Annotated in this window: 18 protein-coding genes; 7 read left to right on the top strand and 11 right to left on the bottom strand. The window is 63.7% G+C overall.

Annotated elements, in window-relative coordinates; translation table 11 throughout:
* Window positions 1–491: 491 nt before the first annotated feature.
* On the bottom strand, window positions 492–785 hold the full coding sequence (locus tag HU766_RS08040) for an aminotransferase class I/II-fold pyridoxal phosphate-dependent enzyme (protein WP_186655235.1): 294 nt from the start codon (window positions 783–785) through the stop codon (window positions 492–494).
* Window positions 786–1167: 382 nt separating this feature from the next.
* On the opposite strand from HU766_RS08040, the gene HU766_RS08035 reads away from it, so the two are divergent.
* A complete protein-coding gene (locus HU766_RS08035) occupies window positions 1168–1716 on the top strand; it encodes a histidine phosphatase family protein (RefSeq protein ID WP_186655230.1) in 549 nt (182 codons plus the stop codon).
* Between the two features lie 16 nt (window positions 1717–1732).
* Here HU766_RS08035 and HU766_RS08030 read toward each other — a convergent pair whose 3' ends face one another.
* Window positions 1733–2518, bottom strand: coding sequence for a sulfite exporter TauE/SafE family protein (locus HU766_RS08030; RefSeq protein ID WP_186655227.1), 786 nt, complete (start codon window positions 2516–2518; stop codon window positions 1733–1735).
* A gap of 132 nt (window positions 2519–2650) precedes the next feature.
* Window positions 2651–3256: an XRE family transcriptional regulator gene (locus HU766_RS08025; RefSeq protein WP_033699140.1), complete on the bottom strand. Its 606-nt coding sequence runs from the start codon at window positions 3254–3256 to the stop codon at window positions 2651–2653.
* A 115-nt stretch (window positions 3257–3371) separates the two neighbouring features.
* On the opposite strand from HU766_RS08025, the gene HU766_RS08020 reads away from it, so the two are divergent.
* The 3 genes from HU766_RS08020 (at window position 3372) to HU766_RS08010 (ending at window position 6042) form a co-directional block, all read left to right on the top strand.
* Window positions 3372–4508, top strand: coding sequence for an FAD-dependent oxidoreductase (locus HU766_RS08020; RefSeq protein WP_186655220.1), 1137 nt, complete (start codon window positions 3372–3374; stop codon window positions 4506–4508).
* 12 nt (window positions 4509–4520) lie between these two features.
* On the top strand, window positions 4521–4895 hold the full coding sequence (locus HU766_RS08015; RefSeq protein WP_186655217.1) for a RidA family protein: 375 nt from the start codon (window positions 4521–4523) through the stop codon (window positions 4893–4895).
* An 82-nt stretch (window positions 4896–4977) separates the two neighbouring features.
* Window positions 4978–6042, top strand: coding sequence for a hypothetical protein (locus HU766_RS08010; RefSeq protein ID WP_186655214.1), 1065 nt, complete (start codon window positions 4978–4980; stop codon window positions 6040–6042).
* A gap of 69 nt (window positions 6043–6111) precedes the next feature.
* On the opposite strand, the gene mcpA is transcribed toward HU766_RS08010, so the two are convergent.
* Both mcpA and HU766_RS08000 read right to left on the bottom strand, forming a co-directional pair.
* Window positions 6112–7998 (bottom strand): methyl-accepting chemotaxis protein McpA, encoded by a 1887-nt coding sequence (gene mcpA / locus HU766_RS08005; protein WP_186655208.1) that lies wholly within the window; start codon window positions 7996–7998, stop codon window positions 6112–6114.
* A gap of 139 nt (window positions 7999–8137) precedes the next feature.
* Window positions 8138–9016 (bottom strand): LysR family transcriptional regulator, encoded by an 879-nt coding sequence (locus HU766_RS08000; protein ID WP_186655205.1) that lies wholly within the window; start codon window positions 9014–9016, stop codon window positions 8138–8140.
* 104 nt (window positions 9017–9120) lie between these two features.
* Between HU766_RS08000 and HU766_RS07995 the strand changes: the two genes are divergently transcribed.
* Window positions 9121–9549: a PACE efflux transporter gene (locus HU766_RS07995; protein ID WP_186655201.1), complete on the top strand. Its 429-nt coding sequence runs from the start codon at window positions 9121–9123 to the stop codon at window positions 9547–9549.
* A gap of 18 nt (window positions 9550–9567) precedes the next feature.
* Here the strand turns inward: HU766_RS07995 and HU766_RS07990 are convergent, their stop codons facing one another.
* From HU766_RS07990 to HU766_RS07970, 5 genes are all read right to left on the bottom strand, one after another.
* Complete coding sequence (locus HU766_RS07990) at window positions 9568–10629, bottom strand: hypothetical protein (RefSeq protein WP_186655185.1); 1062 nt, start codon at window positions 10627–10629, stop codon at window positions 9568–9570.
* Window positions 10630–10694: 65 nt separating this feature from the next.
* On the bottom strand, window positions 10695–11375 hold the full coding sequence (locus HU766_RS07985; RefSeq protein WP_033699129.1) for a GntR family transcriptional regulator: 681 nt from the start codon (window positions 11373–11375) through the stop codon (window positions 10695–10697).
* A 16-nt stretch (window positions 11376–11391) separates the two neighbouring features.
* Window positions 11392–12096, bottom strand: a complete 705-nt coding sequence (locus tag HU766_RS07980) for an FCD domain-containing protein (protein WP_033699128.1) — start codon at window positions 12094–12096, stop codon at window positions 11392–11394.
* Between the two features lie 45 nt (window positions 12097–12141).
* Window positions 12142–13452 (bottom strand): C4-dicarboxylate transporter DctA, encoded by a 1311-nt coding sequence (locus HU766_RS07975; RefSeq protein ID WP_033699127.1) that lies wholly within the window; start codon window positions 13450–13452, stop codon window positions 12142–12144.
* 249 nt (window positions 13453–13701) lie between these two features.
* Window positions 13702–14016 (bottom strand): helix-turn-helix transcriptional regulator, encoded by a 315-nt coding sequence (locus HU766_RS07970; protein ID WP_033699126.1) that lies wholly within the window; start codon window positions 14014–14016, stop codon window positions 13702–13704.
* A 266-nt stretch (window positions 14017–14282) separates the two neighbouring features.
* On the opposite strand from HU766_RS07970, the gene HU766_RS07965 reads away from it, so the two are divergent.
* Window positions 14283–15848, top strand: coding sequence for a methyl-accepting chemotaxis protein (locus tag HU766_RS07965; RefSeq protein ID WP_186655182.1), 1566 nt, complete (start codon window positions 14283–14285; stop codon window positions 15846–15848).
* Between the two features lie 12 nt (window positions 15849–15860).
* The gene (locus tag HU766_RS07960; RefSeq protein WP_186655179.1) at window positions 15861–17549 is read left to right on the top strand and encodes a GGDEF and EAL domain-containing protein; all 1689 of its coding nucleotides are present in this window, start codon (window positions 15861–15863) and stop codon (window positions 17547–17549) included.
* A gap of 22 nt (window positions 17550–17571) precedes the next feature.
* Here HU766_RS07960 and HU766_RS07955 read toward each other — a convergent pair whose 3' ends face one another.
* Window positions 17572–19359 carry a sigma-54-dependent Fis family transcriptional regulator gene (locus HU766_RS07955; RefSeq protein WP_186655176.1) on the bottom strand — a complete coding sequence of 596 codons (1788 nt, stop codon included), beginning with the start codon at window positions 19357–19359 and terminating at the stop codon, window positions 17572–17574.
* Window positions 19360–19464: the final 105 nt, after the last annotated feature.

Genomic DNA, 19464 nt, shown 5'->3' with positions numbered 1-19464 from the left:
TCGACTTTGCTGTCGGGACGCATCATGGCGGACTGGCTCCAGAAAGAAATCGGGAGCGCAGCATCGGGCTTCAGGTAGTCGCTTGGAATGTGGGCTTCATGGAGCGGACACGTATGTCCCAACGCTCACACATAAGCAACGTTCGCCCAGCCAGGTGATCGTCTGTTCACCCAGGCGGGCGTTTTCGGCCTTGCGTTGGGGACCAACTGGCGGTCTTACAGGCTGGCCAGGTCTGCCATCAGCGTGGGGGCAGCGGATAGATTCTGGCCGTCGTGGACTTGAAGACGTTTCAGCAGCGGCGGCTGAGCAATGGCCAGACTCAGGCCGCACCTGCCATGCCATAGAGTTTGCAGAAGGTCTGCAGTACCAGTAGCTCAGGCTATTCCTTGATCGCGCCGATGCAGATCTGGGCGTCGTTGAAATAAAGTTAGGCCTAGTCCACTACATACCACGCTGCCGACCGGTTTATGCGTGAGCAATCGTTCGATGGCCTAGCGTGGTGTCAAACTACCAGTTGGGTTGTTGGGGTTGCACAGGCAGATTAGCCCCGGTGAGCGGTCGGCCGCGAGCATAGCGTCTATGTCGTGAGCGTGGCTGGCGTTCAGGTTGATGCTGTGCAAAGTGGTACCACGACCTTCGGCGGCTTGCGCCGTCGCTTCATAAGACGGTTCGGCCACCACCAGGCTGCGCGTCCCGGTAAATACCATCACCGCATGCTGCTGGGCCAGTTTGGAGCCACAGAACCCCTGCTCCTCGTCCAGGCCCATGCTAGCCGGCGAATACATCAATCAGTCGATACAGTGCGTAGTAAGGATAGCATCTGTACAGGCTGATACCCTCGCTCATCGCCTGACGGGCTGCCGAGTTTGGGGCCAACGGGCTTTCGTTGTAGTTGATACATACCGGGCGAGGGCTGGCAGCCGTTGGGGCTTCACTGGCCCAACTTAGCTAGCCGAGCAGCGGTAGGGACATGCACAGGCCTACCAACGATCGACGTGTCATATCGGTCATGCAGCAACTTCTTTGTTTTCTAAGGGTACAGCAGGGGAAGATCCGTCTGAAAGGCACTTACTAGTGGCAAATAGCCTAGGTGGTGCATCTTGTTGCAGAAAAAAACATCATCGCATACTAAACCATTCGCCCCCGCCTGCCATGAAGGAAGCACCGGTGAAAGCCATTCGCCTGACCCTTGTTTGTCATGCCCTGACTCAAGCCCAGAAGACCGGGCGCTTGCCCACGCCCAAAGACGGCATGCTGGCGCTGGTGCAGCCGCCTGTGGCAATCGGGCCTGCTATGCAGGTACTGACAGCGCCGGAGCGCCGAGCTTGCGAGACGGCGGCTTGGTTATCGGCGCAGACACAGGCGCGTGTCGAGCCTGCGTTGGCAGATTGCGACTTGGGGCAGTGGCAGGGGCTGTCGCTCAAGCAGTTGCAGGCGCAGAACCCGCAGGCGTTGTCCGAGTGGTTGGATAATCCGGCCAGCGCGCCACATGGCGGGGAGTCTTTTGCACAACTGTGCCAGCGCGTGACGGCCTGGCTGGCGGCGTTCGACACGCCGGGCGAGTGGCTGGCAGTGACCCACCCTATGGTCATCCGTGCCGTGCTGGTACAGCTGTTGGGGTGCCCGTTGAGCACCCACCAGCGCATCGATGTGCTGCCGCTATCGCGCCTTGAACTCAGCTTTACCGGGCAGTGGCGGCTGCGTCTGGGCGCCTAGCGGCGGCAAGCGTGGTTCAGAACGCCAGCTTGTAGCCGATCATCAGCAGCATCGCCGCCAGGCAAGGGCGCAATACGCGGTCGGAAATGCGCCCGGTGAGGTGGCTGCCCATGTAGATACCCGGCAGCGAGCCGAGCAGCAGGTAACCCAGCAACGACCAGTCCATGTTGCCCATGCCGGCGTGGCCCAGGCCCGCGACCAGGGTCAGCGGCACAGCATGGGCGATTTCGGTGCCGACCAGGCGGCGGGTGACCAGGAACGGGTACAGCAGGAACAGTGCCACGGTGCCCAAGGCACCGGCGCCGATGGAGGTGAGGGTGACCATGACACCCAGCACCACGCCAGTGAGCACGGTAAGCGTGTTCAGGCTGCGGTCGCTGAGGTGGTAGTGATCACCGGCATGGCGGCTGGCGAAGGCCTGCAGGCGCGACTTGAACAGAATGGCCAGTGCGGTGAGGATCAACACCACCGCCAGGCCCTGTTTGATGATGGCGTTGAGCGCCGAGGTGTCCGTGTGCAGGGTGCTGAGGAACCACAAGGTGATGGCGGCGGCGGGTACGCTGCCCAGGCTCAGCAGGCCGGTGATTTTCCAGTCGATGTTCTTGTTGCGGGCATGCACCCAGACGCCACTGGCCTTGGTGATGGCGGCATACAGCAGGTCGGTGCCGACAGCGGTGGCCGGGTTGATGCCAAACCACAAGAGGATAGGGGTCATCAGCGAGCCGCCACCCACGCCGGTCATGCCGACGATGAAACCTACAACCAGCCCGGCAAGGGTGAAACCGAAAGAACCTACATCCATACGCTACTCGACTGCCCAACTTTGCCCGTTATCGGATAGAAGCCAGCATATAGAATTTTTTATAGCCAAATAGACTTGTTCGTTATTAGGTTATAACCGCGTGGCGTCTGCACAGGTGCGTGAAAGCGCGCCTTAACGGTCTGTCATGACCACCATCACATGCGCATCCCCGCCATCCTCGCTTTCCGACAGATAGATATGCCCCACCTGGCTGTTGAAGTACGCGGTCTCCTGCGGGCCGATGCTGACCGCTTCACCGGTCTCGAACTCGATACGCACACGCCCGCAGATGACCAAGGCGAACTCCTGGCCAGGATGGCGGATAAAATCGTCGAACTGCCCGCGTTCGCGGGCGATGATGCGGGCATAGGCCGGGGTCATGCGGCGCTCGGGGAAGGCGCCGGCAATCGGGTGATAGTCGTAGGTGCCGGTCGCGTAGCCCGCAACGGCCGCCAGTGAATCAACCACCACCGTCACCGGTACTGGCGTATCGGCCGTGCCGCTGGCACGGAACAACTGGGCGATATCGACATTCAGGGCGCGGGCGGCGGCGGCCAGTTTTTCGTAACTGACCGAGACTTGGGCGAGCTCCATTTTCGACAACGTCGACACCGGCACGCCGCTGGCTTCGGACAACTGCTTGAGGGTCAGCTGGCGGGCCTTGCGCACCTGGCGCAGGCGCCTGCCTACGGCGGCGCGGTCTAGCAGGGGCAAAGCATCGGGGCGGTCATCGGGCATTCGGTGCACTCGGCATACGGCGTTGGTCGGGCATATTACCTTGGACACTTGCGCATCTCTAAATTCTCATATATTAGAATTCTCATAAATGATAATTATAGGAGCGGGAGCGCGCATGACCACGATCTACGACACCTTGATCATTGGCGCCGGAATCGCCGGCGCCTCGCTGGGCTATCGCCTGGCGGGCCAGCAACGGGTGCTGCTGCTGGAGCGCGAGTCGCAGCCGGGCTACCACTCGACGGGGCGCTCGGCCGCGATGTTCATGGAGGCCTACGGCACCCCGCAGATCCAAGCCCTGACCCGCGCCAGCCGCGCGTTCTATGAAGCGCCGCCACAAGGCTTCTGCGAACACCCCCTGCTTGAACCGCGCGGCTGTCTCTATGTCGCCAGCGTCGAGCAACGGCAACTGCTCGAACAGGCCCACGCCCAGAACTTGGCCAACGGCACCGACGTCAGCCTGCTCGACCGCGATGCGGCCCTGGCCCTGGTGCCGAACTTGCGCGCTGAAGTACTGGCGGGCGCGGTGCTGGAGCCGGGCGCCATGGACCTGGACGTGCACGCGCTGCACCAGGGTTTTTTGCGCGGCTATCGCGCTGCCGGCGGCGAGCTTCGCTGCAATGCCGAGTTGGCCCAGGCCTGCTACCTCGACGGGGTATGGCAGGTGCAACTGAGCGATGGCAGCCATCTCCAGGCACGTCGGCTGGTCAATGCCGCCGGTGCCTGGGCCGACCGTGTCGCCGAGCAGTGCGGCGTTGGCCCCATCGGCCTGCAACCGTGCCGGCGCAGCGCCTTCACCTTCCCAGGCCCGGCAGGCCAGGACTTCGCCCGCTGGCCGGCGGTGATCGGCGTTGACGAGAGCTTCTACTTCAAGCCCGACGCCGGCCAGCTGCTTGGTTCGCCGGCCAACGCCGACCCGGTCGAACCCCAGGACGCTGCGCCCGAGGAGCTCGATGTGGCACTGGGCATCTACAACATCGAAGCCATGACCACGCTAAGCATCCGCCGCCCGAGCCACAGCTGGGCCGGTTTACGTTCATTCGTAGCCGATGGCGACCTGGTGATCGGTTTCGATGCGCGCAGCCCCGCGTTCTTCTGGCTGGCGGCACAAGGTGGTTATGGCATCCAGTCGGCCGCAGGGGCTTCACGCCTGGCGGCCGACCTGCTGCTCGGTCAGCCGCTGTGCCCTAGCCTTGTCCGCCAGGGGGTGGTGCCCGAGCGCTTGTCCCCGGCACGTTTCCAGCAACCTTGAAAGGAGCTACTCATGAGCAATGACATCCAGCGTTTCCCCAGCAGCTTGCCGTTTCCGTTTTCGCGTGCGGTGAAGGCGGGCGGTTTTCTGTTCCTGTCCGGGCAGGTGCCGATGAGTGCCGGCGGTGAAGTGGTACGGGGGGATATTCAGACCCAGACCCGCGCTGCCTGCGAGCGCATCGGCGAAAGCCTGGCGGCCTGTGGGGCGAGTTTCGACCAGGTGGTGAAGGCCACGGTGTGGCTTTCGGACATGAGCCACTTTGCGGGTTTCAACGAGGTTTACAAAGCGTACTTCGGCGCCGCGTTGCCTGTGCGCTCGACGGTGGCCTCGGCATTGGCACTGGGGGTCGATGTAGAAATCGAAGTGCAGGCGTTTATCGGGGAGTGACAGGTCGCCCTGGCAAGGCCGCTTCTGTACAGGAATGCGTGGCGCTCAAACACACCTAACAACAATAAATACAGAGGTTCACATGCAAGAGCAGCTGAAAATCGCCGGCGCCTTTGTCGGCGTGATCGTAGGGGCGGGCTTTGCTTCGGGGCGGGAACTGCTGTTGTTCTTTGTCGATTTCGGGGTCTGGGGGTTGGTTGGCGCGATGGTCAGCGCCGCCTTGTTCACCTTCCTCGGCATGGCCCTGGCGGGGTTGGGCAACCGCCAGCGGGCCACGTCGCACAAAGATGTGATCCAGGCCATCTGTGGCCGTCACCTGGGCCTGTTCGTCGATTGGCTGATCACCTTCTTCATGTTCGCCGTCACCGTGGTCATGCTGGCCGGTGGCGGTGCTTTGCTGGAGCAGCAGTTCGGCATCCCGGCATTGACCGGCAGTGTGCTGGTAACGCTCGTGGTGGTGGGCATCGTGTGCCTGGACGTGCGCAAGGTGATCCTGGCCATCGGCGCGATCACCCCGTTGCTGATTCTGGTGGCTTCGGCGATTGCACTGTATGCCGTGTTCACCCGTGAACAGAGTTTCGCCGACCTCGACCACCTGGCCAGCCAGCAGCAGGCAGGCACGCGCCATTGGCTGCTGGGCGCGTTTCTGTATGTGTCCTACAACATCGTTGCCGGTGCGCCGATCCTGGCCATTCTGGGGGGCTCGGCCAAAGGCGAGAAGACGGCGGTATGGGGTGGCTTGCTGGGGGGCGCGGCGCTGGGCGGCTTGATGCTGGTGATGACCGCCGGGCTGTTGTCACGCCTGGACAGTGTCGCCGACCTGCCGATGCCGATGCTGTCGATCGCTAATGAGGTGTCGCCGGTGTTGGGGGTGGTGATGTGCCTGATCATCTTCGGCATGATCGTCAACACGGCGGTGGGGACGATGTTCTCGTTCCTGTCGCGGCTGTTGCCGGCGGGTACGGCGAAGTTTCGCTGGGGCTCGGTGGTGACCGGGGTGGTGGCGTTCGGCTGCAGCCTGGTGGGGTTCATCAGCTTGGTGGGCGAGGTGTATCCGCTGTTTGGGTACCTGGGGTTTGTGCTGATGGCGGCGGTGTTGGTGGCTTGGGTGCGGCGGGGTAAGGCTGCGAAGGTGGTGGTGGTGTAGGGGGCTGCTTTGCAGCCCATCGCGACGCAAGGCCGCTCCTACAGGAGCGGCCTTGCGTTACAGCGGCACTCAGATTCTGAAGCTGCCTACCAGCTGCTTCAAGCGGCCAGCCTGTTGGGCCAGTTGATCGCAGTGCAGCAATGTTTCGTTCAGGTTCTCGACGCCTTGCTGGTTGAGGGCGTTGATTTGGGTAATGTCCAGGTTGAGGCTCTCGACCACGGCGGTCTGTTCTTCGGTGGCAGTGGCCACTGACTGGTTCATGCCATCGATCTCACCGATACGCTGGGTCACGCTGGCCAGGCGCACGCCGGCCTGGTTGGCCACCTGCACGGTCTGCTCGCTGGAGACCTGGCTGGTGTTCATGGTATGCACCGCCTCGCGTGAACCCACCTGCAGGCTGGTGATCATGCGGTGGATTTCTTCGGCCGATTCCTGGGTGCGGTGCGCCAGGTTGCGTACCTCGTCGGCGACCACGGCAAAGCCTCGGCCGGCCTCACCGGCACGGGCTGCCTCGATGGCAGCGTTGAGCGCCAGCAAGTTGGTCTGCTGCGAGATGCCCTTGATCACATCGAGGATCTTGCCGATCTCATCAGTGCTGGCATTGAGCGTTTCGATCTGCGCGCAGGACTCGCTGATGCGCTGCGACAGGGCGGTCATGGCACTGATCGCTTCCTCGACCACTTCGCGGCCGCCATGGGCCTGCTCGCTGGCACCGCTGGCATGCTGCGAGGCGTCGGCCGCGTTGCGGGCGATCTCCTGGGTGGCGGCGCCCAGCTCGTTGATCGCCGCCGCCACGCTGTTGGTGCGCATGCTCTGTTCTTCGGAGCCGGTGATCGAAGCGTTGGAGGCACTGACGACCTTTTCCGACAGGTCATGCACCAGGCGGGTGGCCGAGGACACTTCGCTGATCGAGGCATGGATGCGTTCGACGAAGCGGTTGAACGAGGTGGCCAGTTCGCCGAACTCGTCCTTGTTCTGCACGGCCAGGCGGCGGGTCAGGTCGCCTTCGCCTTCGGCGATGTCGCGCATGGCACGGCCCATGGTGGTCAGCGGTTGCATCAGCACCGGGATCAGCAAGCCCAACAGGCCGGCGATGGCCGCTACGGCGATGAGCATGGCGATGATTGCCGACGTGCGGAACTGGTCAAGGGCGGCGTAGGCCTTGTCCTTGTCGATCGACAGGCCGATGTACCACTGTGCGGAAGGCAGGCCGGAAACCGGCGCGAAGGAGATGAGGCGCTCCTGGCCGTTGAGGGTGACATCTTGCATGCCCGACACGACGCGCAAGCCACTGCCAGGGTAGATGTCCTTGAGGTTTTTCATCACCTGGTCTTTATCGGGGCTGACGATTACCTGGCCATTGCTGTCGGCAAGGAAGGCGTGGCCGATGCCGCCGAAATCGACCGAGTTGATGATCTCTACCAGGGTATCGAGGGTGACGTCACCGCCTACCACGCCGATCAGCTCGCCATTGGCCTTGCTTTTCACAGGGGTGGCAATGGTCACCACCAGGCCGCCGACGGCGCCTTGGTAGGGCGGGGTCAACACGGTTTGCCCGGCGCTCGCCGCGGTGCTGTACCACGGGCGCTGGCGGGGGTCGTAACCGGCGGGCATCTGCGCGTCGGGGCGCTGGGTGAATGCGCCGTTGGCCTGGCCCAGGTAGGTGAACAGGAAATTGCGCGTGTAAGAAGGCTGCTCGATAAACCCGGCCAGGGTGTCACCGGCACCTTGCTGGCCGATGTCCTGGGCCAGGTTTTCCAGCACCAGGATGCGCCCGCTCATCCAGTTCTGCACGCTGCTGGCGGTTAGCTCACCGGATTGCTGCACCGAAGACTCGATGTTCTGGCGAATGGTGTTGCGTTGCAGGTAGTCGTTGTAGAGCGTGAACAGGGCAAAAGCCAGGACCACGACGCCGCAGGCGCTGAGCAGGATCTTGTGGCGAAATTTCAGGTTCATGTTTCGAGACCTTGGGCCAATGAGGGGAGGGCGTAGCGCGCTCATGACGCGCTGCGCCCTGTCGATTGGCTATCGGCTTGCGGGTTAAAAAATTGAAACACTTGGCGAAATTTCTTTAGGACGTTTCGACGAACGGCGTTCAACGCATGGACAGCTGCTCAATCAACAAACGCGCCGCCTGCTGCAGCGGCTGCTGCTTGCGCCACAAAAGGTGCACGGGTAACTGCAACGCGTTGCGGGTATTGCGAAAGCCCAGCCGCACCAGGCGCCCGGCCGCTAGCAGCGGTGCGATGCGCGAGAGTGGCAGGTCCCCCCAGCCGAGGCCGGCCTCGACCATCTGCAGGGCGACATCGAAGCTGTCGGTGGACCAGTGCGTGGCACCAATCAGGGCGCGCGGGTCGGTCAGCGGCAGGTCGCGGCTGCGCACCAGGATCTGGCGCACGTTGATCAGGTCTTCGAGGTAGTGAACGCGGTCTTCGAGCACGGCCGGGTGCGCGGGTGACAGCGTTGCTACCAGCGATTCCATGCCGATGTGCTGAAAGCCGCGACGGGCATCCACCTGCAGGCCGGCGAAGGCCACGCAGAGGTCGGCGCGGCCACTGTCGAGCAGCTGCAGTGCGTCTTCCTGCGGGGCGCTGAGCAGTGCGATGTCGAGCAACGGGTAGCGCTCACCAAGCTGGGCGATGGCGGCCAGCAGCGGGCGATGGTCGATGTCCGGGATCACGGCGATGGTCAGGCTGCTCTCAAGCCCTTGGGACAGCTCCAGGGCATGTACTTGCAACAGCCCGAGCTGTTCGGCGATCAGCCTGGCATGGGGCTCCAGGGCCAAGGCTTGGGCGGTCGCGCGGACTTCGCGCGGGCCACGTTCAAACAGGCTGTAGCCGAGCTCTGCCTCCAGGTTGCCGATGGCCATGCTTACCGCCGAGGGCACGCGGTGCAACGCGCGCGCGGCCGCAGAGAACGAGCCGCGATCGAGCACGGCGAGAAACAGCTGGATATTGTCGCTGGAAAAGTTCATGGCAGCCTCCTGTCAGTTGATCTGACAGCTGCTGACTTTTACTGTCAAGAAGATTGAAGCATTCTCCCGCCCCATCGTTGTTAGTCAAATAGAGGTAAAACGGGGTGCAGGGCGTTAAACGCAAATTGGTCTACGTGACGTTTTATGAATTGATCGGGCTGTGCATGTCGACCCTCGGGCTGGCGTATCTGTCAGACACTAAGGCGTCCCACACCGGGCCACTGGCCGTGATGATCACCACCATCGCCATGCTCTGGAACCTGATCTACAACACGCTGTTCGAGCGCTGGGAGAGCCGCCAGGCCAAGCGCGGGCGCAGCGTGGGGCGGCGTGTGGCACATGCCATCGGGTTTCAGCTGACCTTGGTGGTGTACTTGATTCCGCTGATTGCCTGGTGGCTGGGCATGAGCCTGGTGGAGGCGTTTGTGGTGGACCTGGCATTCATCATTCTGGTGCCGTGCTACACCTTTGCCTACAACTGGGCGTTCGACCGGATTTTCGGCTTGCCCCGCTCGGCGCTGGCCACTGCCTGAGGCCGGTACCGCTAACCGCTACGGCGGCAGGCGTATCAACAGTGGCGTCTGCTTCTGTTCTGCCTGCGGCTCCACAGGCTCCACCGGCCGCGGCGCGCTGGCCAGCAGGTTGTCCTCGACCTGCCCCGACAGGTAATAGACGCCGGCCATCGCCCCGCTCTGGCGGTTTTCCATCAGCTCCTGCCATTCCTGGTTCAGCGCGACATTGAGGATCACCCGCAACTGCTCGACCATCTGCGGTTGCTCACGGTCGTGGGTGATCATGCCGTAGCCTGCCGCCGCCACCGAGATCATCGCCCCGGCCACCTTGCCCACCGCCGAAGCCACGGCGCTGGCAATGCCGCGCGGCGCCAGGGTGGCACCGAGTTTCTCGCTGGCCCGCGTGGCCACCGATGACAGCCCCACGTCGGTCTGCCCAGGCCCTTTGCTGGCTTGCTCGTGCAGATGCTGGCGCATGGCTTGCCAGGCCGGTTGCTGGTCCAGCGACTTGGCGCGCAGCAGTTGATAGAGGCTGGCGTTGCGCGCATCGGGTGGGCCCAGGGCGATGGCGGGTATGCGATTGAGGCGTTGGCTGAGTTGCTCGGGCGGCGCGTTGTAGCGGGCGATGATGGCCGGCAGTTGCTGGCCGAGCAACTGCACATACAGCTCACAGGCACGGTCGCGGATGCCCTCCGGGTTGATCTGCTCGGCCACCGGCTCGATCACCCGCTCGTGGTACTGCTCCTGAAGGTACAGCGCCAGGCGTTTTTGCGCAGGCTCGCGGCCTTCACCGCTGTCGAGCTTGTACCAGGCCACCTTGAGGGTCAGCCATTGCTGGGTCCAGTAACCGGTGAACCATGGGATGAACTCACTTTCGGTACGTTGCTGCACCTGTTCCTTCCACACCCGCATGGAGCGCCGGGCATAGTCGTTGGCAGAACCTGCAGCACCCACCGAGGCATCGATCAGGTCCTGATCGATGCGCTGCCACGTGGCCGGGGTCAGCACCGCGGCAGGTGGCGGGGCAGGCGGGCGCTTGCCCGCGCAGCCGCCGAGGGCCAACAGCAGGCAAAGCAGCAGTAACGGCATACGCGAGCTCACGCGGCCGCCTCCCTGGGTAGAGGCTGGGGTGGTTTCTCGAGTATAGGGCGGCCGTGAAAAAAACCTCAGCCCAGGTCGAGTTTGTCTTGCAGCCGGTCAAGATGCTCATGCATCAATGCCAGCGCTGCCGCCGCATCCCCGGCTTCCACCGCATCGATGATCGCCGCATGCTCTTCCCAGGCGCAGTGGTCGCAGCAGGGTGACTCGTAGCGGGCAATGATCAGCGAGGTCATCGGCACCAGGCCGTTGAGGAACCGCGCCAGTGGCGCGTTGGCGGCGACCTGCGCGAGCTTCAGGTGAAACTCGCCGCCCAGGCGGATGGCCGCGCAGCGCTCACCACTTTCATGGTGCTGGCGCTCGCGCTCGACCAACAGGCGCAGCTGGCGGATCTGAGCCGGCCGCGCGCGCTGCGCAGCCAGGGTAATCAAGGTGGTTTCAGCCAGGCGCCTGGCACTGAGCACCTGGCGCGCCTGGTCTGGGTCGGGGGCGGCCAGGTGCGCAGTGTGGCTGGGGCGCTGGACCACCACCTGCTGGTCCGACAGGCGGCCGAGCACCCGACGGATCACCGTGCGGCTTACCCCAAAGGCATGCCCCAGGGCTTGCTCGGGCAGCAGGGCGCCGGGTGGCAGGCGCTGTTCGAGGATCGCGTCGAATAGCCGTGGGTAGATCTGGTCGGCCGACAGGCGAGTTTCGCCAGCGACGAGCAGGGCAGGCAGGTGGGGGGCGGCGTGGGCGCTGGCGGTCATGGTCGCTCTCCTGGGGTCAAGGGCGTGGGTGTTCGTCCGGGATGTTCAGCTGGATGCCCATGCGCTGGCCTTCGGCAAGGATGTGCTGACGCATCTGGGCACTGGCCTCGGCGCTGTTGCGTTCGCGGATGGCGCGCACCACGGCATTGCTTTCCTTCAGCCGCGCGGCCAGATGCTCGGGCGAGTTGCGCAGCATGTCGGCGCTTTGCTTGAGGGCATTGCTGGTCTGTTGCACCACGCTCTGGAAGATCGGGTTGGTGGTCAGGGCGAACAGCGCCTCATGCAGCGCGATGTAGGCTTTGACTCCGGCTTCGCTGTCATCGGCGTCCAGTGCTTCGCGCATGTCCATCAGCGTCAGGCGCAGTTGGCCGATGTCGTGGCTGTTGGCCGACTGCGCCACCAGGCCGACGATGAAGGGTTCGAGGGTGTAGCGCAGCTCCAGCACATCGGCCAGGCTGGCCGACGCGCTGGTGTCGATGCCCGGCTCCGGCAGGGCGGCGTCGGCATCCAATACCAGTACGCCTTTACCCGGTAGGGCGCGCACCAGGCCCAAGGTTTCCAGCACGGTGACGGCCTCGCGCAGGCTGGGGCGGCTGATGCCCAGTTGTTCGGCCAGTTCGCGCTGGCCCGGCAGCATGTCGCCAGAACGCCATTGGCCGCGGGCCAGGGCCTGGCGCAGTTTTTCCACCACTGAGGTGACGACGGTTGATGAGCTGATCACGGTTCGCTCCTGGAAGGGCCGGCGTCCAACGCCGGCCTTGTTCGATCAGAATTCCTGTTGATGGGCGTTGGGCTGCTTGCGGGGTGTGTGGGCAAAACCAGGTTTGCCAGCGAGCACGTTCTGCGCGCGTTCCAGGTCGATGTCCTTTTCCCAGCGCGCGATGGCCACGGTGGCCACGCAGTTGCCGATCAGGTTGGTCAGTGCCCGCCCGATCCCCATGAACCAGTCCACGGCCAGCACCAGCACCAGGCCTACTACCGGGATGGCCGGCACAGCGGTCAGGGTGGCGGCGAGGATCACCAACGCCGAGCCTGGGATGCCATGAGCACCCTTGGAAGTCACCAGCGATACCAGCAGGATGGTCAGCAGGTCGGTCATCTCCAGTGGCGTGCCGGTGGCATTGGCGATGAACACGATGGCCAGGGTCAGGTAGATGGAGAAGCCGTCGAGGTTGAACGAGTAACCGGTCGGGATGACCAGGCCGACGGTGGAGCTGCCAATGCCCAGGTGCTCGAGCTTGCGCATGATCTGTGGCAGCACGGCGTCGGACGAGGCGGTACCAAGAACGATGGTCAGTTCTTCGCGCAGGTATTTGATCAGGGGCAGCAGTTTCAGGCCCGACACGCGCATGACGGTGCCCAGCACGACCAGCACGAAGCCGGCGCAGGTCAGGTAGAACAACGCGACCAAGCCACCCAGGTGTTGCAGCGATTCCAGGCCATATTTGCTGGTGGTGAAGGCGATGGCGCCGAACACACCGATCGGTGCCAGGCGCACGATCATGCCCATGATGCGGAAGATCACGTGGCTGAGCTCGTTGATCAGCCGCGAAATACCCGCCGCCGAGTCGCCCACCAGGTTCAGCGCGCTGCCGAACAGCACCGAGAACAGCAGCACCTGCAGGATGTTGTTGTCAGCGAAGGCACCGACTACCGAGGTCGGGATCAGGTCCATGAAGAACGCGGTGGCACCGTGGATGTGCTGGCCGCGCTCGGCCAGGCCGTTGGCATCGGCGCTGGACAACTGGTCCAGGTGGATGTTGGCGCCGCTGCCGATGCCGCTGCTGAAGGCGAATACCAGGCCGATCACCAAGGCGATGGTGGTCAGCACTTCGAAGTAGATGACCGACTTCAGGCCGATTCGCCCAACCTTCTTGAGGTCGCCCGCACCGGAAATACCACTGACCACGACACAGAACACGATCAGGCCGATGAGCATCTTGATCAGCTTGATGAAGCCGTCGCCGAGGGGTTTGAGTTGCAGGGAGAGGTCGGGGAAGCTGAGGCCGCAGGCAATGCCGAGGGCAAGGCCCAGCACAACTTGCAGGAAGATCGAACGCGAGCACCATTTGAGCATGGGAGTGATCTCTGATCGGTGTCCTTGCTTCGATGCCGCGAGGGTCAAAGAGCGCAGGACTTAATTATTGTGGTCTTACCGGTTTGTTCAGCGCGAGGCCATAAAAGCGCGAAAAATCCTACATTGCAAGGGTTTTTGGCCTTACCGGTCTGACCAGTTGTGGTGCAATCGGCCCTGCCAGGCTCTAATTCGGTGCGTTGCCATTTGGTCGGGGCTGCACAGTTCGCCCCAAGAAAGGGAAGAATCAGATCAGGGCTTGGCCAATACCTCGTCCACTGCTGCAATCAGCTTGCCAAGGTCTTTGGGTGGGGCGTTGTGGATGACACCGAACAGGTAGGCGCGCTGCTCCTCTTCGTCGTCCGGTTCGGCGAAGAAGTCCTTGGGTTTGACGCCCAGCACGCCGGCGAACGCCATGAGCGCATCAACGCTGGGGGTATAGGTGCCGGTCTCGAAACGGCTGATAGTCTTGGGGTCGAAGCCGGTTCGCTCGGCGAATTGTGCCTGGGTCAGACCCGCCAGCTTGCGGTAGCGACGCAGGGCAAACCCCAGAGCTGATCTCGTCATCACTTAATTCCCATTTAGAATCAAGAACTTAACGATATCTATCCGCATGGCGCAACGCCATGATTGATCACCTTTGTTGGATTTATGTGATGGATTTCGTAGAATTCGCCACTTGACCGGACAGTCATCATCGAGTCTCCAGTGTCATTCGGCCTCATGCCGGTGTGGCTGGAAGCACATGTGCACATTTGAGCGGATCGATGCGGATCGGTTCCGATGGCCATCGATGGGCAGAGTGCCGGTTCGTCAGTGAATGGAGTCTCATCGTGCGCCTCAATCTCCCGGTAACCCCGGTCGAGCAACGTTTCCCCTCGGGTCAGCGGCTTATTTCCGCCACCGACACCACCAGCCTGATTACCTACTGCAACCCAGAGTTTGCCGCCATCAGCGGCTACAGCGAGGCCGAACTGATCGGCAGCCCGCACAACCTGGTGCGCCACCCGGACATGCCCGCAGCGGTGTATGCCTTGATGTGGCGCCACCTGAAAGCCGGCAAAAGCTGGATGGGTATCGTCAAGAACCGCTGCCGCAACGGTGACTACTACTGGGTCAATGCCTATGTCACGCCGATCCTTGAAGGGGGCCGGGTCATTGGCTACGAGTCGGTGCGGGTCTGCCCGACCCGCGAGCAGGTGCGCCGTGCCGAGGCATTGTATGCGCGCTTGCGCCAAGGCCAGGCGCCGCTGTCGAACGCCCGCCGCCTGGCGCTGCTGGCCCAGGCCTTGGCGTTGCCACTGCTGGGCGGGGTGTTGGCGGTGGGCGCCAACCAGCTCTTGCCGGGCTGGCCAGGGCAGGGCGTGACCCTGGCCTTGTTCGCCGCCTACGGCCTGTGGATGCGCAACGACCTGGGCCGCCAGCTGCGGCGGGTGATCCGGGGCGCCGAAGGGACCTTCGCCGACCCGACCGCCGCCTTGACCTACAGCGACTTGCCCGGTGCGGCTGGGCAACTGCAACTGATCCTGATCGGTGAAGAAGCCCGCCTGAAGACCGCGTTGACCCGCCTCAGCGATCTCGCCACGCAGATGGCGGTGGCCGCCCACGATGCCGGGCGGTTGTCGCGCGGCACCGAAACGGCGCTGCTGGAACAGCGCGCCGAAACCGACCTGAGCGCAACCGCCATGGCCCAGATGACTGCATCGATCGGTGAGGTGGTCAACCATGTGCAGCTCACCGCAGCCGAGGCGCAAACCGCGCACCTGCTGGCCGAGCAGGGCAGCCGCGTGGCCGACGCCAGCGGCACGGCTATTCGCGCCTTGGCCGGCACGGTGGACCAGATCAATCAGGCGGTCACCCACCTGGCCGGCCAGACCGGTGCCATCGCCGAGGCTGCCGGGATGATCCGTGGCATTGCCGAACAGACCAACCTGCTGGCCCTCAATGCCGCCATCGAGGCCGCCCGTGCCGGCGAGCAGGGCCGCGGCTTCGCCGTGGTAGCCGATGAAGTAAGGGCGTTGGCCGACAAGACCCGGCAGTCGACGTTGCATATCCAGGCCATCATCGACGGCCTGCGCAGCGGCGCCGAGGACGCCGTGGCCATTGCCAGCCAAGGTATCCAGGGTGCCGAACAGGGCGTAGCCCAGGTGCAGGAAGCACAGCAGGCACTGCACGGTATTCGTGCAGCGGTGCAGCGTATCAGTGACATGAGCCAGCAGATGGCCACGGCCTCGCAGCAGCAGTCTGTCGTGGCCGAAGAGGTGTCGCGGCAGATCAACGGTGTGGCGGGTATTGCCCAACACAGCGCCCACAGTGCCAACGCCGCCGCCTCGCGCGGTGCCGAGCTGGAAGAGGTGTGCGCAGGATTACGCGCCCTCGTGGAGCGCTTCAACCGCTAGGGCAGGATGCTTATGGACGATAACTACCGCGCGGCCGTGGACGCGGCCGCGATCTTTTCCGAAACCGACCTGCGTGGCTGCATTACCTATGTCAACCAGCAGTTTTGCAGCATCTCGGGTTACAGCCGGGACGAACTGCTGGGCGCCAACCATCGCATTCTGAACTCCGGCCTGCATGAGCCGGAGTTCTTCGAGGGCATGTGGCGGGCACTGGCCGCCGGCAAGGTGTGGAAGGGCGAGATCTGCAACCGTGCCAGGGACGGTTCGCTGTACTGGGTGGACAGTACCATGGTGCCGCTGGTCGACCCCGCGACTGGGAAGGTACGCAAGTATGTGTCGATACGTTTCGATGTCACCGAGAAGCGCCAGCTGCTGCATACCCTGCAGTGGCGGGTGGGCCACGATGTGCTGACGGGCCTGCCCAACCGCGCCTTCCTGTCCGACTTGCTCAACCAGGCGTTGGCTTTTTCGCGTCGCGAGGACATACCGCTGGCCGTGTGCATGCTCGACCTGGATGGCTTCAAGGCGGTCAACGATGGTTACGGGCATGCCACGGGTGACCTGTTGCTGGTCGAAGTGGCGCAGCGCCTGAAAGGTATCTTGCGCGGTGGGGATGCCGTCGCCCGGTTATCGGGTGACGAGTTCGTGTTGATCCTGCGCAATGTCGGTGACGACCGTCAGCTGGATGCGGCCCTGCGCCGTGTGTTGCGCGCGCTGTCGACCCCGTATGTAGTACGTGAGCACACCCTTTCGCTAAGCGCCAGTATCGGCGTCACGCTCTACCCGCTCGACGATGAGGATGCCGATACACTGGTGCGCCACGCTGACCAGGCCATGTACGTGGCCAAGCAACGGGGGCGCAACCGCTATCACCTGTTCGATGTGTCCCAGGAGCAGGAGCTCAAGGCCACCCACCAGACTGTGGCGCGGGTACGTCGGGCACTGCGCAATGGTGAGCTGTGCCTCCACTACCAGCCCAAGGTCAATTTGCGCAGCGGCCAGGTGCTGGGGTTCGAGGGTTTGTTGCGTTGGCAACGGCCGGGTCGTGGCCTGGTGCCTCCCGGTGAGTTCCTGCCCTGGGTGGAGCAGACCGACTTGATCATCGAGATTGGCGAATGGGTGATCGACCAGGCGTTGAGCCAGCTGCAGGCCTGGCAACGACTGGGGCAGCCTTGGTCGCTGAGTGTCAACATCGCGGCGCGGCATCTGCAGCGCAATGATTTCGTCGAGCGCCTGGAGCAGTTGCTGGCAGCGCATGCGGGGGTTGATCCGACGCGGCTGGACCTGGAAATCGTCGAGTCGGTGGCCATCGACAACCTGCAGCATGTCAGCCGCTGCCTGGATGCTTGCCGGGCCCTGGGCGTGCGCTTTTCGCTGGACGATTTCGGCACCGGTTATTCGTCGCTCAGCTACCTCAAGCGCTTGCCCACCCAAACCATCAAGATCGACAAGTCATTCGTGCGCGACATCCTTCATGACCAGGACGACCTGGCCCTGACCGGGGCGGTGATCGGGCTGGCGCGGGCGTTTGGCCGCGAGGTGATTGCCGAAGGCCTGGAGAGTGTCGAGCACGGGCGGGTGTTGATGGCGCTGGGCTGTGAGCTGGCGCAGGGCTATTGCATTGCCCGGCCGATGCCGGCGAGCGAGGTGGTGGCGTGGGCGCAAGGCTATCGGCAGCCCGAGGCCTGGCGCGGCGGTTGATGGTTGAGAGGCCGCTACAGGCTTACAGGTGGGAGGGTTCCAGCCCTTGTTCGCGCAGGCGTTTGTACAGGGTGGTGCGGCTAATGCCCAGCAAGCGCGCCAGCGCAGAAATGTTGCCGTCGCAGGTGTTCAGCAGGTGGGCCAGGTCAGTGGCGGGCGTTTGCGTCGCTGCGACCTGCGGGCTTGGCGTGAGTGCACTGGCCTGGGCAAGGAAGCACACTGAAAAGTGCTCGATGCCGATTGGCTGCGTGCCGGCCAGGGCCAGGGCTACCTGCAGTACGCTGTTGAGTTGGCGCAGGTTGCCCGGCCAGGGATGGTGCAACAACAGTTCAAGGGTGCTGGGTGGTAATTGCCGTGGTTGCCCGGGGGCGAGGTGCCGGGCGTGCACCTGCTCGATCAGCGCGCGCCGATCACTGCGTTCGCGCAAGGCCGGCAAGCTGAGGGTCAGCCCGGCTACCCGGTAGTAAAGGTCTTCGCGAAATCGACCGGTACGCACGGCGTCGGCCAGGTCGCGATTGCTCGCCGATACCACGCGGATATCTACGGTCACTGGCTCGCCGCTGCCCAGGGGCTGAATGCTGCGTGATTGCAGTACGCGCAGCAGTCGGGCCTGGGTCGGCAGTGGCATGTCGCCGATTTCGTCGAGAAACAGAATGCCGTGATCGGCCTTGCGGATCAGCCCGGGGTTGCCCTTGTGATGAGCGCCGGTGAAGGCGCCTTTGTCATAGCCGAACAGCTCCGACTCGACCAGCTCGGCGGGGATTGCCGCGCAGTTGACGGCGATCAGCGGCTGGCCGGCGCGGCTACTGGCGCGGTGCAGGGCCTCGACGAAGACTTCCTTGCCCACCCCGGTTTCACCCTGGATCAATACCGGGATGTCCTTTTCCAGTAGCAGGCTGGCTTGGCCCAAGGCTTGGCCCAGGCGCGGGTCACCGTGACCGGGTGACGTGGGTGTGGGGCCGTGGCGGGGCGGTTGCCATTGGCAGTGGAAACGGTGGCGGCCGGCCGCCTGCAGGGCAAACGGCTGTTGCTGGGGCTGGGCCAGCAACTGCTGCAAGGGCGTTTGGAACAATTGTTCGATGTTCTGCCGCAGCGGGTTGCCGCCGAGCAAACTGTCGGCCCGGTGATTGGCCGCGAGCACCTGGCCGCGCTCATCGAATACCAGCAAGCCCGCCCAAGGGCTGTCGAGGTTGTCGCAGGCGCTGTTGAACAGCAGCTGGGCGTGATGGTCGCCATGCTGCGCGAGGATCAACCGGTTCTCCAGACTCTGGCCCATCATGCGCACCAGGCCGAGCGTCTGGCTGGCGGGCAGGTAGCCGTCGCTGGCCACATCGAGCGCGCCGACCAGTTGCCGCTCGGCATCGAACACCGGCGCAGCGGCGCTGCATAGGTAGCGGTTCTGCTGCAGAAAGTGTTCATCCTGGCCAACGTGGATCGCTTCGGCGCAGACCAGCGCAGTACCCAGGGCATTGGTGCCCACGCCGCGTTCGAGCCAATGGGCGCCTGCGCTGAAACCATGGCGTTGACGCGGGTCGACGAAGCGTTGCGAACCCCAGGTGTCAAGCAGGCAACCACTGGCGTCGGCCAGCATCACCAGGTAGCTGGCGTTGCCCAGCAGGTGTGCATAGTGTGGCAGCACTTCATCACGGGTCAGCCGCAACAGCGCATGGCGCCGCTCCAGCAGGCTGTTCAGTTCGGTTGCGGTCAGGCAATCGAAGTCGGGTGCACGCTGGGGTTGCAGGCCATGCTCGCGGCATCGCGCCCAGGACGCCTGGATCAGTTGGGCATGGGGCGAAGCGGATGCGGCCATGGGCCTGTCCTGTGTGTTTGTTGTTATCAGTCGACCGCTGTTCAGTGTCGTCCACGGTTGTTCATTGTCAAACCCACGCCTGTTCAGCTGTTCAGGGCAGGTGTT

Source organism: Pseudomonas sp. SWRI77 (genome assembly GCF_014269105.1).
GTDB lineage: Bacteria > Pseudomonadota > Gammaproteobacteria > Pseudomonadales > Pseudomonadaceae > Aquipseudomonas > Aquipseudomonas capeferrum.
Note: the sequence above shows the minus strand (reverse complement) of the source record. Positions and strands in the feature narration are given on the sequence as shown.

Excerpts from the sequence above, each read along its gene's own strand:
- HU766_RS08040 (WP_186655235.1), bottom strand. The coding sequence starts at position 785 with ATGTATTCGCCGGCTAGCATGGGCCTGGACGAGGAGCAGGGGTTCTGT.
- HU766_RS08030 (WP_186655227.1), bottom strand. The coding sequence starts at position 2,518 with ATGGATGTAGGTTCTTTCGGTTTCACCCTTGCCGGGCTGGTTGTAGGT.
- HU766_RS08025 (WP_033699140.1), bottom strand. The coding sequence starts at position 3,256 with ATGCCCGATGACCGCCCCGATGCTTTGCCCCTGCTAGACCGCGCCGCC.
- HU766_RS08020 (WP_186655220.1), top strand. The coding sequence starts at position 3,372 with ATGACCACGATCTACGACACCTTGATCATTGGCGCCGGAATCGCCGGC.
- HU766_RS08015 (WP_186655217.1), top strand. The coding sequence starts at position 4,521 with ATGAGCAATGACATCCAGCGTTTCCCCAGCAGCTTGCCGTTTCCGTTT.
- HU766_RS08010 (WP_186655214.1), top strand. The coding sequence starts at position 4,978 with ATGCAAGAGCAGCTGAAAATCGCCGGCGCCTTTGTCGGCGTGATCGTA.
- mcpA (WP_186655208.1), bottom strand. The coding sequence starts at position 7,998 with ATGAACCTGAAATTTCGCCACAAGATCCTGCTCAGCGCCTGCGGCGTC.
- HU766_RS08000 (WP_186655205.1), bottom strand. The coding sequence starts at position 9,016 with ATGAACTTTTCCAGCGACAATATCCAGCTGTTTCTCGCCGTGCTCGAT.
- HU766_RS07985 (WP_033699129.1), bottom strand. The coding sequence starts at position 11,375 with ATGACCGCCAGCGCCCACGCCGCCCCCCACCTGCCTGCCCTGCTCGTC.
- HU766_RS07975 (WP_033699127.1), bottom strand. The coding sequence starts at position 13,452 with ATGCTCAAATGGTGCTCGCGTTCGATCTTCCTGCAAGTTGTGCTGGGC.
- HU766_RS07970 (WP_033699126.1), bottom strand. The coding sequence starts at position 14,016 with ATGACGAGATCAGCTCTGGGGTTTGCCCTGCGTCGCTACCGCAAGCTG.
- HU766_RS07960 (WP_186655179.1), top strand. The coding sequence starts at position 15,861 with ATGGACGATAACTACCGCGCGGCCGTGGACGCGGCCGCGATCTTTTCC.
- HU766_RS07955 (WP_186655176.1), bottom strand. The coding sequence starts at position 19,359 with ATGGCCGCATCCGCTTCGCCCCATGCCCAACTGATCCAGGCGTCCTGG.